Below are 16,413 nucleotides of genomic sequence, written 5' to 3'. Positions count from 1 at the left end.
CTACATTATGCCTTAAATCAAGAAGGCGTAAGTAGCATATCCTGCCATCAATTATAATTTAATGGCCATCTGTAGCTTCTCGAATGCGATAGGATGGCTAAAATAGTAACCTTGGTAATGATAACAACCTAGTTGTACTAGACAGTCTAACTCTTCTTTTTTCTCAACACCTTCTGCTATCACCGTCATGTTCAAACTTTTAGCTAACTCGATGATCATACCTGCAATCGCAGTATTACTTTTATCCTTGTGAATATCGGTCACGAAGTAACGGTCAATCTTAAGTAATGTCGCAGGCAAGCGCTTTAAATAAGCCAGTGAAGAATAACCTGTTCCAAAGTCATCAATTGCGCATTCCACTCCAAAGCGATGCAACTTTTCTAAGCTATCTATGGATAACTCTATATCGCCCATCATCATACTTTCGGTAATTTCTATTTTTAAACGAGAAGGGGAAATTTGGCTTTCTTCTACCGCTGAAATAATGGTTTGCACAAAGTTATGCTTTGCTAATTGTTTAGCACTGATGTTAATTGAAATTTGCTTAAAAGAATCAGGTAGGTCGAGCTGCTCTAACTTTTTGATATCAGCACATGCTTGCTTCAATACATAGCTCCCTATTTGTATAATCAGGTCGCTTTCTTCTGCAATAGGGATATAAATTCCCGGGGATTCGTAGCCCCGTAATGGATTATTCCAGCGCAGTAATGCCTCCGCTCCAACTATGTTTTTAAGGTGGTCATATTGCGGTTGATAATGTAATTCAAAGTTATTATTTTTGAGGGCTTGCTTTATTTCCTGTGTATAAGTGATGTGTTCATTAAGTTGTACTGACATGTTGCTGTTGTAAGCAAGCGCTTTGTTTTTACCTTTTTTAAAGGCTTCATACATGGCAATACTCGCATTCTTCAGTACATCCTGAACACCTTTACTAGTATCACCAAATATTTCATAACCGATAAAGCAAGAAACTGAGAATTGTCCTTCAGATAGCTCAAGCGGTATCTCAATGGCAAATACAATATCTGCGATAACACCATTAATAATTGATTTCATTTCAAGCGGGTTAACGGGTAAGCCTTTTAATAACACGATAAATTCATGGCCATCGAATCTTGCTACGGTAGCAAGGTTTCTCACAGTATTACGCAGTCTATTTGCCACTTGTCGTAATACTTTATCACCAACATGGTAGCCCATTACATCGTTTATATTTTTAAATTTATCTAAATTAATTAATAATATTGCACCTGTGTTTGCCTGTTGTGCGCAATTATCAATGGCTTTAGCTATGCGTTGCTGCATTTCCATTCGATTGAATAAACCGGTGAGAAAATCATGTGAGGCTTGGTAACTGATTTTTTCTTCAATCTGTTTTCTGGTTTTAATTTCTAATACTAGTGACCGGTGATTAATAGAGGCGATACTGCTTGTTGCCAGTTTTTTTAATACAGGGGTTAATGCATTTCGAATTGCTTCACCTAATTGCTGCTTTCGCTCAATAGCTAATACACCAAAATCACCAATTTTAAATAAATGATAAAGGCTCGATTCATATTCAATAACATCAATGACTAAGTTATCTGTAAAGAAAGCATTAACGATATTGGCGAGAGGTTGGTTATGACTTGCTAGCAATCCATGTTTTTTCATTGGAAAACTTAAATAATGACCTAATTTCACACTTGAATCTTTGCTCTTTTGATGGACTGGATTTTTATTTTTATCTTGTACCAGAAAAACATGGCAATTAGTTGAATTTAAACTGAGGCAACAGAGGCGTAAAAATTGATGCAACATTTTTTTAAGATCGGAGTCTTTACCTATCGCCAGTACTAGCTGGTGTTGGATAGACATAATGTGCATCGCTGTATTCATAAGTTATCCAGAATAATTAAAAAGACCCGAGAACGGTTGATTTATTAAGTAAGCGTATTGAACCACAAGGGGTATTAGCTATTTCTCCTATTGCCATTGCACCGACTAAACAGGTGTTAGGAAACGGATGTTGTATTGCTTCAAGTTCATCATTGATGCTATCGCCCATGAAAAAATCACGGCTGATACAATCAAATAATAATAGTGTATTGAGTGGGCCTTGCTGTAATAAATTTTGAGCGACTTCTTTACTTGCGTCGATCATTTTCTCTTGGCTACTTTGCAAGAGGTAGACCATTGAATTGACTGGTACATTTCCTACACACTCCAAATAGGATCCATTTGTTTGAATAGGATCTCGGACTAATATTTCGCCATCTAAAGAGATAATGCCTAAAGGATGATTTTTCGCAAATGTGTCAAAGAAATCTGCGCACAGCGGCGTAGAAGATCTACTTTGTATTATTTCCTTATAAATATCAAAGGTTGGTTTATAATTTAATGAATAAACAAAATGTCCCTCCGATGACGTGACTAAATAAGGACCATCAAGCAGCTCCCAACCATGTCCAATACTATTGTTTATTGGGCAAGGCAAAGCAATGACTTGTGTTATGCCTCTTACTAATCCTTGATTGGTAAAAATAACGGGATTGTTTGCATCATCTAAAGATCCTGCTCCCCCACCTATGGTTGTTACACCCGAACCCATAAAATCATAAAAATGATCAATAAAATTCTCACTTTTACTGCATAACGCATCGGAGATAATGATGAAGTCCTGATAGCTTTCGATCTTTTCACTTTTTGTATGAATATAATGCTTTAAGTCTGGATCTGATTTATTAATCATAGAATAATTTACTATTTCAGGTTCTATCATTAACCCTATTACAATTGCGCCCTGTGTATAGTTTTTACCTTGGTAAATTATTTTAGGAAATATTCCTCCGCACAAAGGCAATGAGCATGCTACTAACATGCCATTTATTTTTTTAGCATCGTAAGCATTATTAATACAAGTAAGCAATAAAATGCCATTAGCACCATCTTCTATTACACTCTTTATGGCCTTACTTAATTCATCTAAAGAAGGGCTATTTGTAAATTTTATGATGGAAGCCGGGGACATGTCGTCAATTCCTAAGTTCAGAATATCAATTTTAGGGTATTAAAGTGATGACCTAATAAATTGATAAAATACATATATATACTCTATCTAATTTCTCTATAAAATCCTATAAAGTTTTGATTTGCATTCATTTGTTTGTGACTCATAACTCCCTTGAGAATAATTATCATTAACTTATTTCAATAATCTATTTAAATATTTCTTTTGCTGCATATTTATTGCTTTTTTATCTCCTTAACCTTCGCATAAGCATTCTTATTATTGCGGTAGCAATTGCTATTGAAGCAATTTATAAAGCGCTTTATAAATAAGGCTAGCCTAGGTATTATGTATAAAAAAATAGATCTTAATCACTGAAAAAATATTATAACTCCCACTTATTTACTGCTTTATTAATTATTTTATGAAGCAGATATACAACATTGGCTTTGTATCAACTTACTCATTTATGAAGTGATTGACCCTTTTCCTAACATTAACAATCCATATTCAACACTTATTAACAGGAAGATAAACAAAAAATGTCATACCAACTTGTATTGATCTGTATTGCGGCTTTAATTGGCATTGGTATTCTTTTACACCACCCATCACGGACTTTTGGTATCCCTTCGTTGCTTATTTTTATGGGGGTAGGCTTGTTATTTGGTAATGGTGAGTTTAATTTTGTTTATGATAATTTTGCTTTAACCTCTTTGGTAGGAAGTATTGCTCTGAACATTATTGTTTTTGTTGGGGGGCTAAATACATCTAAGGAAAGTGTCCGGATTGCTTATCGAGAAGGTGGGGTATTGTCAACGTTAGGGGTGTTACTGACGACCTTCTTTTTTGCCATTCTGCTTTCTTATTTTTTAGATTTTTCTTTTATTATCTGCTTGTTATTTGCGGCCATTGTTTCTTCAACAGATGCAGCGGCTGTCTTCTCCATATTACACTCTAAAAAAATTCAATTAAAAGAGCAAACTGATACGGTACTGGAGTTTGAATCAGCAACCAATGACCCTATTGCACTGATCTTGGTTGTTTTATTAACTGAGCTAGCGCTTGCCCCTGATAGTGGTGTTTCTGCAAGTAGTATTAGTATTGAATTAGTTACACAAATTTTTAGTGCATTATTTATCGCTTTTATTGTGGGTAAATTATGTGTGTGGTTACTTAACCATATTAAACTAGAAGAATATGGTCTAATTTCGGTTTTTGTTCTGGTCAGTTTTGTCTTAGCGACTTATGGTAGTGAGCTGGTTGGCGGTAATATTTTATTAGCGTCTTATGTGGCTGGTGTTGTGATTGGTAATGGCATTAAACGGGGCAAAGAAATTACTAAGCACTTTTTTAATAGTTTATCTTGGTTAGCGCAAGCATTAATGTTTATTGCGCTTGGTTTGCAAATGTTTCCGCATCATCTTTTCGATGTGCTTTATGCCTCTTTATTACCCGCGCTATTATTAATTTTTGTAGCGAGACCGTTGGCGGTTCAAATTTGCTATCTGTTTTTCCCTAAAGCCAGTTGGCGGAAACGGCTATTTATTTCATCTATAGGCCTTAAAGGAGCGACGCCAATTGTTTTTGCATTGATCCCTGCCGCTGCGGGTATTGAATCATCATTAACCATAGTCAATATGGTATTTTTTATTGTTTTAATCTCAGTGTTTTTTCAAGGGGCAGCGATTAAACCTCTGGCTAAAAAATTGCAACTTAATATCGAACCAGAATAAAAATAGTTTGAGCTTTTATCGCCGTTTTTTGTAGCAACTTACTCCTGTTTTATACAAAGCAGTTAAGTGAAAATGGCCATAAAATAAATTTAGATTTTATTAAGTCCAAGTGTGAACTGGATTGTTTCTTGGTCTGGTTGCGTGACTTCGATGGTGTAATTGTTCAGTAAACACAATTTTTTCACAATCGCTAATCCCAAACCATAATGTTGATTTTCAGTGCGCGCAGAATCTATTTGATAGAGAGGCTTAAACAGCTGCTGTAATTGCTCTGGAGAAATCGGCTGTATTAATTTGTTTTGTATAATTATATATATTCTATGGTCATCTTGTTTAGTTATAGTTAAATCAACCGTTGATTGAGATGGGCTGTAAAATAGCGCATTGTTTATTAAGTTTGAGGTAATAATATTAAAGCTAATCACATCTAAATTAACTGATGATTTATTTAATAAATTAGTGAGCTTGATCCTATCTAAAGCACCTTGATTGGTACTTTCAATGGTCGTAATAATTTCATTGATCTGCTGGAATAACACAATATCTTCGTTCTGCTGTTTGAGTAAATATTGATCGCTTTGGTTTAACATCATCAAGTTATTAACGATATGCTTCATGCGTTGTGCGATGGACAACATATCCTGTGAGTAACTGTCTGAAATTCGATGATCATCAGGGTATTGTATATGTAGTTCGCTGAGGCTAATAATCTCCGCAATAGGCGTTTTAAGTTCATGCGCAATATCCGCAGATAAACGTTTCTCTTCCTGCAATGTTTGTTGTGAAAACTCAATAAAACGTAATAATTCTGCTCGAATAGGTGCTATTTCAATATGTTCATTAGGGATTTTAGACAACGACGATGTTGCTTTATCTATTTTTAAGTGAGCTATTTCATCATTTAGTGAAATCAGAGGTTTTAACCCTTTATCTATCTGCGCAATGACCAAATAACGAATACCGATGATTAACGTAAAGAACAATAACCAAAAGAGAATATCAAGTACAAGTAAAGCCTGAGAAAAGTCTTCATCGGAGACAGTGACTGTAAAAAAAGCAGTGTGTTGAAAAGGCGCAACGGTATTCCGTAAACGTTTAGGAACCTGTGGGTGAAAGTAGCTCATTATGGCGCGACCTGAACGACCATCGGGTAATTCAACATCAATCATTTTTGAGCTATTAATCGGCAGAGCTTGTTTGACTAATTGCTCTTCCGGAAAGGCGCGTAAAGAGCGCGATCTTTCAAAGGGTTTCTCATCAACCCATAATTGAAAATATTGAGATTTTTTTGGGTTTGAAAATTCCGGCATAAACTCATCGGAAAAGTCAAACTCGACACCATTTTTATTTACTTCTACCAATGTTTTTAGGTAGTTAGATTTAGTGGTTAAACTCTCATCAAATTTATCTTTTACCCAATCATCTAAGACAATATCGATAGCAATAAAAATGCTAAATAATATGATCGCTGGAATGATAGTGATCGCGCGAACAATATCTTTTTTTATTGATTTCATTCTGTTTGCTCTAATAAGTAACCAAAGCCACGTTTATTTTTGATCGGGAGTACACCACCAAGCAACTTAGTTTTTCGCCTTACCGATGATAAGTGCGCCTCGATACTATTTTTAGATAACTCATCAAAATGCCCAACGACTGCTTCACTTATTTTACTGGTGCTAACTATATTGCCTTTAGCACTAAAAATAGCTTCAATAATTTTAAACTCATTTTTAGTCAGGTCAATTGGACTATTTTGGTAAGCAAAACTTTTTTGTTGAGTATCGAGAACAAAATCATCTTGTCTAATAACATTGTTAAAGTGCGAGATTTCGCCTCTTTTTTGAATACTCATGATACGTGCATGCAGTTCATCAAATGAGAAAGGTTTAACTAAGTAATCATCGGCGCCTGCCAATAAACCATTAACGCGGTCATCCACGGTGACTCGTGCAGACAGAATAATTACCTTGCTGTGTATATTTTCTTGGCGCAGGGTTTTAAGTATGGTCATGCCGTCGATATTTGGCAGCATGAGGTCTAAAATAATAAGATCATAGGGATTATAAAGAGCGAGGTTTAAACCTTCACTACCGTCGCCTGTAGCTTCAACAGTGAAGCCTAAATTGCTCAAACCAACAATTAAGCTTCTGCGTAAATGTTGAGAATCTTCTATTACTAAAATTTTCATTTCAAATCTCTATACTAATTATTGCTGTTAGTTACTATTTATAGCGATGGACAATGACTAAGTGCTTACTTTACAGGTGTTAGTAATATCTAATGCACTTTGCCTTTGCTTGGTACTAACACCATAAAAACCTAATAAGGTATGAAATAGGTTGTCATGTGATACGGCATCATTGTGTGCTCGTTTTTCAAGACAGTTTTTATTGATGCCTTGATTGGTAAAGTAATCATCCGTTGCCCACATAAACCAAGGTACATGAGTTTGCTCATCGGGCGCGACAACATAAGGCGTTCCATGCAAATATAAACCATTTTTACCTAACGATTCCCCATGGTCCGAAAGGTAAAAAAGTGCAACATTGTAAGTGTCTTGATACTGCTTTAGCATGGTAATGGTTTCAGCCAATATAAAATCGGTATAGGCAATAGTATTATCATAAACATTTACAATCTCTTGGTCACTGCAATTCTCAATATCACTACGCTCACAAGTTGGTTTAAATAAAGCTTTATCCTGCGGGTAGCGTTGATAATAAGTAGGGCCGTGGCTACCGATTAAATGTAATGCAAATAGCTTATTCTGCTGTGGCTCTTGCTCTATTAGCCCTGGAAGCTGGCGTAATAAGACTTGGTCGTAACAGCTATGTTTATTACACAAATCGCTATTGTCTGCTTTATTAACCTCTAATTTTACTAAATTTTGTGCAACTTGTTTATCACCTCCATCATTATCTAACCACTTTACCTGTACACCGGCATAAGTTAATACATCTAATACATTATCTTGGTTTATCGCTCGTTCTTTTTTATATTCTGAACGACTCATATTTGAAAATAAACAGGGTAATGACACTGCAGTAGCAGTACCACAAGTGGTGACATGTTGAAATGAAATAATGCCCATCTTCTGCGTATAAGGGTTGGTATTGCGCGTATAACCATTGTAAGCAATATTTTGCGCTCGGGCTGTTTCTCCGACAACAAAAACCATTAAGGTAGGCTTGTTATTAGTAGCTGGAACAAGCTTTGCGTCTTGTCCTAATTTTGAGTAGGCAATGGGTTTATTTAAGTAATTTTTCTTAACATACTTAAATGTATTATAAACATGAGCTGGATTAATCATCTTGTTCAAATAACTGTTATTACGACCTATTGATGCATAATCTTTATAATAAAAAACAGCAATTAACGCAATAATACTAACCATTCCAATCAATAAAGCGGCTTTTAAGAATAAAGTTTTAAGCACGCTGTTGTTATAAGTTAATTTTACTTTTAACAGTAAAAAAGCAGGGATCACTCCAAGTAAAATAAAAAATAAAACGGCACTTAAATTTAAATATGAAAATGCTTCTCCGCTATTTGTTTCAAAAATATTTTCCATCATGGTGTAATCAAACATGATGTTATATGTCGCACTCGCATAAAAAGCCAATGCAGAGGTTAATATTAATGGGATCACTATTATTTTAAATAAATATGGCCAAGCTAACAGTGTAAAAATAATCACAAAAGCACAGATTAATAAAAGGTGACTTATTAAATATAGTGGCAAATCATATGCAGATAATTGATAAACCTTTTGAATAATAGGGTGGTTTAGTACGATTGCAAAATAGCTTGCGAGTAAGATAACGACAAGGTTTACATTTAAAGAAAATTGAGTCGATAACCCAAGCTTTTTAAGTACATCATTTTTCATTTTTAAATCCATATTCTAGGAGAATATGGATATGTTATGTGCCAAAACTTAAGGGAGTCTGAAGACAAACTGAAAGTCTACTGATCTTATACCCATCACCATTCAAAGTGCAAAAATCAACAAGCTGTGAAATGGACAAATACCAGTTATAAAGGTAAAGATTTAACGGATTAAATCGAGACTTTATGCCCATTTTATAACAGAAGCTAAAATGGTTGTCTCACGGCTTGCCCTGCGATTCAACTACTCGAACACCAATACTGCGTTGTAATATTCGATAAGGACTGCCATTGTCATCATGTTCGGCCTTGTCTTGCTGCCCTAGTTAGCGGCTGAATAATACATCTTGATTGGTAACGGGTATGGTTAAAGTATTCATTAAGCTTTTCGAATTTATACCTGACCACAATTAAAAAATCATTGAATACTGCTAATACTTAATAGCCGCATTCAATGATAATGTTCTCTTATTCCAGGCCTGTTTTTTGATGCTTAGATCTATATTGTGTCACTCTTAATTAGCGTTTTATTTAGCTTAAAAAGAAAAACCAACCATAAACTCTAATTGTGGATCTTCATCAAAATAGACAGGGTTGTTGGAAATGTATTTTTCTTGCTTGATACCTGCGCTTAATATCATTGGTGATTTAATATAAGAAACACCAAGTCGGTAACCGTAAGCATCAATATCAGATCTATCTTCAACAAAATAATGGCTATATAACACACCTAAATAAGGTTTAATGTGTTGGTCTAATGAAAAATAATAGGTGGAATGTAAAGATGCTTTTGAAATAGTGGGCGACCCAGAGAACCAATACTCATAACCACCGCCTATGGCTAGGTTATCCAATGCAAAGTATTGTAACGAGGCACCGGCAACCGTATAGTTTTGATTACCGCTAGAAGCCGTACCTAACTTTATTGATACTGACTTACTGCCTGCAAATAATGACGCTGAATGTACGCTGTTATTAAAGAAAAAAGAAATGCACGAGGCAATTAAGAGTACCTGTAATGGTGAGTAGAGTAGGGATGGCGTTATACGTATTAATTTCATCATTAACCCTTTATCAAATGAAGTGGAGCTTTAAGTTTATACTAATCTAAGTGCTTTTTGATTATTAAATGAGCAGGTTATTTCTGAATTAAAATTTTTTTACAATGTGTGTTACCTTTTATTTGACCTTTCCCTAGGGGGAGACTTTATTCTTAGTTTATTAATTATTAATCTCTAGTTATTAATCTCTAGTTATTAGTCTCTAATTAATCGATTACTATGTTTATCCATTTATTCATCAATATTAATGTTTAGTTAATGAAAAAACTCATCACAATACTTTTAATGATTACTATTCAAGTCACTTTTATGCAAAAAGTGATGGCCTCTGTGTCGTTGGTAGAAGATGAGATACAAACAACAATGCATTGCAAAGTCATGATGATGAGTCATTTAGATTGCTCAAATATGAATATGGCTACTAATATGAGCATGCAAGACTGCAATGATAATTGCGAGATGATGAATGTTGTTTCTATTACGCATTTTATCGAAAATACGCCACTGCTCTCTTTTACTTATAATCGACTTAATTACCCTGCGTTAAAGCTGTCTATTCTGTCCTCTCTTCCTAAAAGTCTCTATCGACCTCCTTTATTTAGTTAATCTTTTGAGCCGCGATCTCTCTATTTTTTGAGATGGCGCAATTCAGTATTTAAAAATTAATTAGTTATCCATTCATTGGATAAAAGGAAAACAGATGAAAATCCTTAATCTATCTGTGCTGCTATGCACAGTTGTTACATTGCATGTTTCTGCGTTGTCGTTACAAGATGCACAACGGGTCGCATTACAAGATGATCCTGGACAACAAGTTTATCAAGCTCAACAAGCTTCATTAATTGCAAAGGGAAATAGCAGTGCAACATTAGCTGACCCGACAATAAAGCTCGGTGTGGCCAACTTACCAACGGATAGTTTTTCACTCGATAATGAAGCCATGACCCAATTAACCGTGGGGATTGCTCAGCAATTTAGTCGAGGTGATTCATTAGCGATCTCTAAAAAAGGCTTTCATTTACAGTCTGAAACAGTTGTTTTTCAAGGGTTAGACCGACGTTTGTTAGTGAAAAAAACAGTACGTGACTTATGGTTTAACATCCTCTTTATTGAAAAATCAGTTCAATTAGTTAGCCAAAATAAACAGCTATTTAGCAGCCTTTATCAAGATTTGGAGTCTCAGTACTCATTAGGCCTTATCGAAAATGAAGACCTTATTAATGCGGATATTGAACTTGGTTTATTAGATGAAAAACTCGCTAAATTGTCGCAGCAATCACTTACTTATCGTAGTTTATTAAGTGAATGGATAGGACAATTAGCTTATCAAAAATTATCAACGACTGCTCCTGCTTGGACTGATACCTTAACTTATATCAAAGCCAGTGAAACACGCAATATAGACCATTATCAGTTATTAACTAAACACCCTAAGGTTTTGGCTTTAAAGCAAAATATTTTAGTTGCAGGCAGCGGTGTTGATTTAGCAAAGCAGAATTATAAACCCAGCTTTAAAGTTGAATTAGGTTATGGACACCGTTTGTCTGAGTTTGATAATGGCAGCGCTCGACCTGATTTACTGAGTGGTTTTGTTTCTATGGATCTGCCGATCTTTACCGATCAACGCCAAGATCAGCAAATGATTGCTGCAATACACAACAAAGGTCAAAAACAAGCTGAACATCGCCTTTTAATACGCCAACTTAATGCGCAGCTTAAAGCTGAAATTGTTAATTATCAGCAGCTTGCTTCACGTCAATTACGCTATAAAAATAGCTTATTAAAGCAGGCCAAGTCACGTGCTCAGGCTTTAGTGCAAAGTTATCAATCAAATACTCGCCCCTTTACTGACGTCATTCAGGCTTATATGGATGAATTGAATCTCTCTATTGAATATCAACAACTCTATTTTGATGGCCTGAAAAGCCTTTCTAACATTCGCTATTTTCAGGCACTTTAAGGAATAAATGATGCGCACTATATTATTACTGATCGCCGTATTATCAGCAGGGTTTGGCATTGGTTTTTTTGCCAACCAAAGTGGAATATTACATTTAGGAATGAGCGATAAAAAATCAAATGATCAGCTTGATATTCTATATTGGGTTGCACCTATGGATGCGAATTACCGTCGTGATAAACCAGGTCAATCGCCAATGGGCATGGATTTAGTACCTGTTTATGCTGAAAAAAAGAAAGCAGAACCTAAAGTTAAATACTGGGTTGCTCCGATGGATGAAAATTACCGTCGTGATAAACCGGGGCAATCACCAATGGGCATGGATTTAGTGCCTGTTTATGAAGAGCAGCAAAAAGCAGAACCTAAAATTAAATACTGGGTTGCACCGATGGATGCAAATTACCGTCGTGATAAACCGGGGCAATCACCAATGGGCATGGATTTAGTACCTGTGTATGAAGACACTAATGGTAATAGCGAAGAGGGGACTGTGACTATTTCTCCTGCTGTTGAAAACAATCTCGGCGTACGTACTGCCACGGTAAAAAAAGGTAAGTTTGATTTAAATATTAACAGCTTAGGCAGCGTACAAGCTAATCAAGATGCGTTATGGCAAATCAATAGCCGCGTGTCAGGTTGGATAGAGAAACTATACGTTAAGTCGGTTGGCATTGAAGTAAAAGAAGGGCAAAAACTGTATTCACTTTATTCGCCTGAATTAGTGAAAGCACAAGAGTCTTTATTGAATGCCGTTAAGTTGAATCGCAGTGCATTAATTGGTTCATCAAAAGCGCGTTTAAAGGTATTAGGCATTAGCACTTGGCAAATTAATCAATTGATAAAATCTAGAAAAGTAGCGCAACGTATTGATATTTATGCCCCTAAGAAAGGCACTATTACCGACTTAAACGTCAATGAAGGTGCGTTTATTTCGCCTTCTACCACGGTGATTACTGCCGTTAATTTAGATACCGTTTGGGTCGATGTTGAAGTATTTGCTGCGCAAGTCTCTTTGATCAAATTAGGCGATATGGCGAGCATGACATTAGATTATTTCCCAGGTAAAAAGTGGGTGGGGAAAGTTGGATTTATCTATCCTGAAATGAGTGAAAGTAACCGTACACTTCGTGTCAGATTACAGTTTGATAACCCTAACCAAATGCTTAAACCCAATATGTTTTCATCGGTTGTTATCACGCCCAAAATGGATGAAGAGCGTTTATACATACCACGTGAAGCAGTGATTTATGCAGGTAATATGAATCGTGTTGTATTAGCGATGGGCGACGGTAAATTTAGGTCTGTATTGGTTAAAGTCGGTATTGAGAACCAACAGACAATCGAAATATTATCTGGTCTTGAAGTTGGGCAAAAAATAGTGACGTCGGCACAGTTTTTATTGGATAGTGAATCGAGTATCAATGCTGATTTTGATCGTATGTTAAAAGAGCAACAAGCAGATGAGGAAGCGAACTCGAGTCAAAAAAGTTCAAGTAAAGATAGCTCAAGTAAAAATAATCTGGACTGGTTAGATGTCAGTGCTTTAGATGTTAATAACTTATATATCAATGATTCATATATCAAGGATTTAGCTTTTAGTGTTTTAAGCATGAAATCTCAAGTGGTGACACTATGATTGCTCACGTTATTAATTGGTCGATAAAAAACCGTATTTTGGTACTGTTGATGACCGCTGTGATTGTCGCCTATGGTGTATTTTCATTACAAAAAACACCGATTGATGCCTTGCCAGATCTCTCAGATGTGCAGGTGATCATTAAAACAACTTATCCAGGCCAAGTACCACAAGTGGTTGAAGATCAAGTCACTTACCCATTAACCACTGCCATGTTAAGTGTGCCTGGCGCGGTTACTGTACGTGGTTATTCATTCTTTGGTGATTCCTATGTTTATATCATTTTTGATGACGATACTGATATCTATTGGGCTCGTTCACGCGTACTTGAATATTTGTCACAAGTTGCACCGAATCTACCACCTCAAGCAAGGTCAGCGCTAGGGCCTGATGCGACCGGAGTTGGTTGGATCTTTAGCTATGCGTTAGTTGATAAAACCGGACAACATGACTTAAGTGAACTACGTAGTTTACAAGATTGGTTCTTAAAATTTGAATTACAAACTGTTGCTGGTGTATCTGAGGTTGCTACCGTCGGCGGCATGGTGAAACAGTATCAAGTTCGTGTTGATCCTAATAAGTTACGTGCTTACAACCTGTCGCTAACCACTATTAGCAATGCGATAAAAAGTGCCAATCAAGAATCTGGTGCGAGTGTGATAGAGATGGCTGAAGCCGAATACATGGTACGTACTTCTGGTTATATTTCCTCTATTGATGACCTTAAAGTTATCCCTTTACGGGTGAATGATAACGGCACACCTTTATTATTGGGTGATGTTGCTGAAATTCGTTTAGGGCCACAAATGCGCCGTGGTATTACTGAGCTTAATGGCGAAGGCGAAGTGGTCAGTGGTGTAGTGGTGATGCGCTTTGGTGAAAATGCCCAAGGGGTGATTGAAGCCGTTAAAGATAAATTAAATGAATTACAAAATGGTTTACCTGAAGGTGTTGAGATCATTCCAACTTATGATCGCTCTGAACTGATAAATTCAGCGGTAGAAAACCTTTACGATAAACTGCTTGAAGAGTTTATCGTGGTGGTTTTAGTCTGTGCTGCTTTCCTATTTCACTTTCGCTCGTCACTAGTGGTGTTACTCAGTTTACCGGTGGGTATTTTTATCGCGTTCATTATTATGTCGTGGCAAGGCATTAACGCGAATATCATGTCATTAGGCGGTATCGCCATTGCGATTGGTGCGATGGTAGATGGTGCGATAGTGATGATTGAAAATGTGCATAAACACATGGAGAAAACTGAGCTGATCGATGACAATCGTTGGCAGGTTATTGCTAAAGCGGCAACGGAAGTCGGGCCTGCTTTATTCTTTTCATTATTAATTATTACGTTTAGTTTCTTACCGGTTTTTGCCTTAGAAGGGCAATCAGGCAAGATGTTTTCACCGTTAGCCTTTACTAAAACCTATGCGATGGCGGCATCGGCGGGTTTAGCGATTACTTTGATTCCTGTCTTAATGGGCTATTTCATTCGCGGTAAAGTACTCCCTGAACATAAAAACCCTTTAAATCGATTAGTGGTAGCAATCTATAAACCCTTTTTAGCCTTTAGTTTACGCTTTCCTAAGTTATTGATTATTTTTGCTTTGTGTTTATTAGCGGTAGGTTTTTACCCTGTGCATAAAATAGGTAGTGAATTTATACCGCCGTTAGATGAAGGCGATTTAATGTATATGCCAACCACTTATCCCGGTGTTTCAGTGGGTAAAGCGCGTCAAATACTTCAGCAAACTAATAAACTCATTAAAACCGTACCGGAAGTTAAAACAGTATGGGGAAAAATTGGCCGAGCAGAAACAGCCACCGATCCTGCTCCGTTAACCATGATTGAAACGACGATTCAATTTAAGCCTAAAAATGAATGGCGAGCTGGTATGACGAAAGATAAGTTAAAACAGGAGCTCGATAGTTTGATTCAGTTCCCCGGTTTAACCAATGCTTGGGTGATGCCGATTAAAACACGCATCGATATGTTAGCAACGGGTATTAAAACACCGATTGGTATCAAAATCGCTGGTGGAGATTTAGCTGAGATTGAAAAAATAGGCAAACAAGTCGAACAGATTTTAAAAGATGTGCCTGGTACTGCTTCGGTGTATGCCGAGCGAGTTAGTGGCGGACGTTATGTGAAAGTGGATATTGACCGTGAAAAAGCAGGGCGTTATGGACTTAATATTGCTGAAATTCAACAGTTGGTGGCCGTTGCGATTGGTGGGCAAAATATTACTGAAACTATTGAAGGGTTAGAGCGTTACCCTGTTAATTTACGTTACCCAAATGATTATCGTGATTCCGTTTCTGCGCTTAAATCATTGCCTATTATTACTCCATCAAAAATGACCATTAGCTTAAACGATGTTGCTAGGGTTTATATTGAATCGGGTGCACCGATGATAAAAACAGAAAATGCGCGTTTAAATGGTTGGATCTTTGTTGATATTGAAGATCGTGATTTAGGATCTTATGTTAATGAAGCGCGTGATATTGTGAACGACCAAGTTAATTTACCAGCGGGTTATTCATTACTTTGGTCTGGTCAATATGAGTACATGGAAAAAGCCAATGCACGGTTAGCTAAGGTGATTCCTATTACTATTTTGATTATTGTTATTTTGCTTTATTTAGCCTTTAGACGTGTAGGTGAAGTGTTACTGATTTTATCTACCTTACCTTTTGCGTTAATGGGCGGTATTTGGTTGATGTTTATACTTGGATTTAACTTCTCGATTGCGGTTGGTGTTGGTTTTATTGCTTTGGCTGGCGTATCGATTGAGATAGGTGTGATCATGTTGTTGTATTTAAATCAATCGCTAGCGGCTAAAAAGTCTCAGCGTCTCGAACAGTTTTCGCTTGATGATTTAAAAGAGGCTGTTATGGAAGGGGCTGGATTGCGTGTACGCCCTGTGATGATGACTGTCGCAACAGTAGTTATTGGATTAGTGCCGATTATGATTAGCGACGGCACAGGATCAGAGGTGATGCAACGTATTGCGACCCCAATGATTGGTGGAATGGTCAGTGCAATTATTTTAACGCTATTGATTTTACCTGCTGTATATTTCCAATGGAAAAAAGTAAGTATGCGTAAACAATTACACTTACCATCACAACAATAAACTATC

The 16,413-nt window shown here is 36.5% G+C and carries 11 protein-coding genes; 5 read left to right on the top strand and 6 right to left on the bottom strand.

Going from position 1 to position 16,413, the window contains the following annotated elements:
• Positions 1–51: 51 nt before the first annotated feature.
• Both MT390_RS00945 and MT390_RS00940 read right to left on the bottom strand, forming a co-directional pair.
• On the bottom strand, positions 52–1,878 hold the full coding sequence (locus MT390_RS00945) for a putative bifunctional diguanylate cyclase/phosphodiesterase (protein WP_499439078.1): 1,827 nt from the start codon (positions 1,876–1,878) through the stop codon (positions 52–54).
• Positions 1,879–1,894: 16 nt separating this feature from the next.
• Positions 1,895–3,010: an FIST signal transduction protein gene (locus tag MT390_RS00940; protein ID WP_166368304.1), complete on the bottom strand. Its 1,116-nt coding sequence runs from the start codon at positions 3,008–3,010 to the stop codon at positions 1,895–1,897.
• 521 nt (positions 3,011–3,531) lie between these two features.
• Here MT390_RS00940 and MT390_RS00935 point away from each other — a divergent pair.
• A complete protein-coding gene (locus tag MT390_RS00935) occupies positions 3,532–4,725 on the top strand; it encodes a potassium/proton antiporter (protein ID WP_499439076.1) in 1,194 nt (397 codons plus the stop codon).
• A gap of 89 nt (positions 4,726–4,814) precedes the next feature.
• On the opposite strand, the gene MT390_RS00930 is transcribed toward MT390_RS00935, so the two are convergent.
• The 4 genes from MT390_RS00930 to MT390_RS00915 form a co-directional block, all read right to left on the bottom strand.
• The gene (locus tag MT390_RS00930) at positions 4,815–6,242 is read right to left on the bottom strand and encodes a sensor histidine kinase (protein WP_166368300.1); all 1,428 of its coding nucleotides are present in this window, start codon (positions 6,240–6,242) and stop codon (positions 4,815–4,817) included.
• Positions 6,239–6,916, bottom strand: coding sequence for a response regulator transcription factor (locus MT390_RS00925; RefSeq protein ID WP_166368298.1), 678 nt, complete (start codon positions 6,914–6,916; stop codon positions 6,239–6,241). Before MT390_RS00925 ends, MT390_RS00930 begins: the two co-directional genes overlap by 4 nt.
• A gap of 57 nt (positions 6,917–6,973) precedes the next feature.
• Positions 6,974–8,617 carry a phosphoethanolamine transferase gene (locus MT390_RS00920; protein WP_499439073.1) on the bottom strand — a complete coding sequence of 548 codons (1,644 nt, stop codon included), beginning with the start codon at positions 8,615–8,617 and terminating at the stop codon, positions 6,974–6,976.
• A gap of 535 nt (positions 8,618–9,152) precedes the next feature.
• Positions 9,153–9,680, bottom strand: coding sequence for a hypothetical protein (locus MT390_RS00915; protein WP_499439070.1), 528 nt, complete (start codon positions 9,678–9,680; stop codon positions 9,153–9,155).
• A gap of 255 nt (positions 9,681–9,935) precedes the next feature.
• Between MT390_RS00915 and MT390_RS00910 the strand changes: the two genes are divergently transcribed.
• From MT390_RS00910 to MT390_RS00895, 4 genes are all read left to right on the top strand, one after another.
• Complete coding sequence (locus MT390_RS00910; RefSeq protein WP_166368294.1) at positions 9,936–10,283, top strand: hypothetical protein; 348 nt, start codon at positions 9,936–9,938, stop codon at positions 10,281–10,283.
• Between the two features lie 94 nt (positions 10,284–10,377).
• A complete protein-coding gene (locus MT390_RS00905; protein ID WP_499439067.1) occupies positions 10,378–11,637 on the top strand; it encodes a TolC family protein in 1,260 nt (419 codons plus the stop codon).
• Positions 11,638–11,644: 7 nt separating this feature from the next.
• Positions 11,645–13,273, top strand: coding sequence for an efflux RND transporter periplasmic adaptor subunit (locus MT390_RS00900; RefSeq protein ID WP_499439065.1), 1,629 nt, complete (start codon positions 11,645–11,647; stop codon positions 13,271–13,273).
• Entirely contained in the window at positions 13,270–16,407 is a 3,138-nt protein-coding gene (locus tag MT390_RS00895; protein ID WP_499439064.1) for an efflux RND transporter permease subunit, read from the top strand. The genes MT390_RS00900 and MT390_RS00895 overlap by 4 nt, the downstream gene beginning before the upstream one ends.
• Positions 16,408–16,413 lie beyond the last annotated feature (6 nt).

The sequence above is a fragment of the Vibrio sp. 2-Bac 85 genome, assembly GCF_037546705.1.
In the GTDB taxonomy this organism is placed as follows: Bacteria; Pseudomonadota; Gammaproteobacteria; order Enterobacterales; family Psychromonadaceae; genus Psychromonas.
The sequence above is the reverse complement of the archived record's forward strand: the minus strand, read 5'-3'. Positions and strand labels throughout refer to the sequence as shown.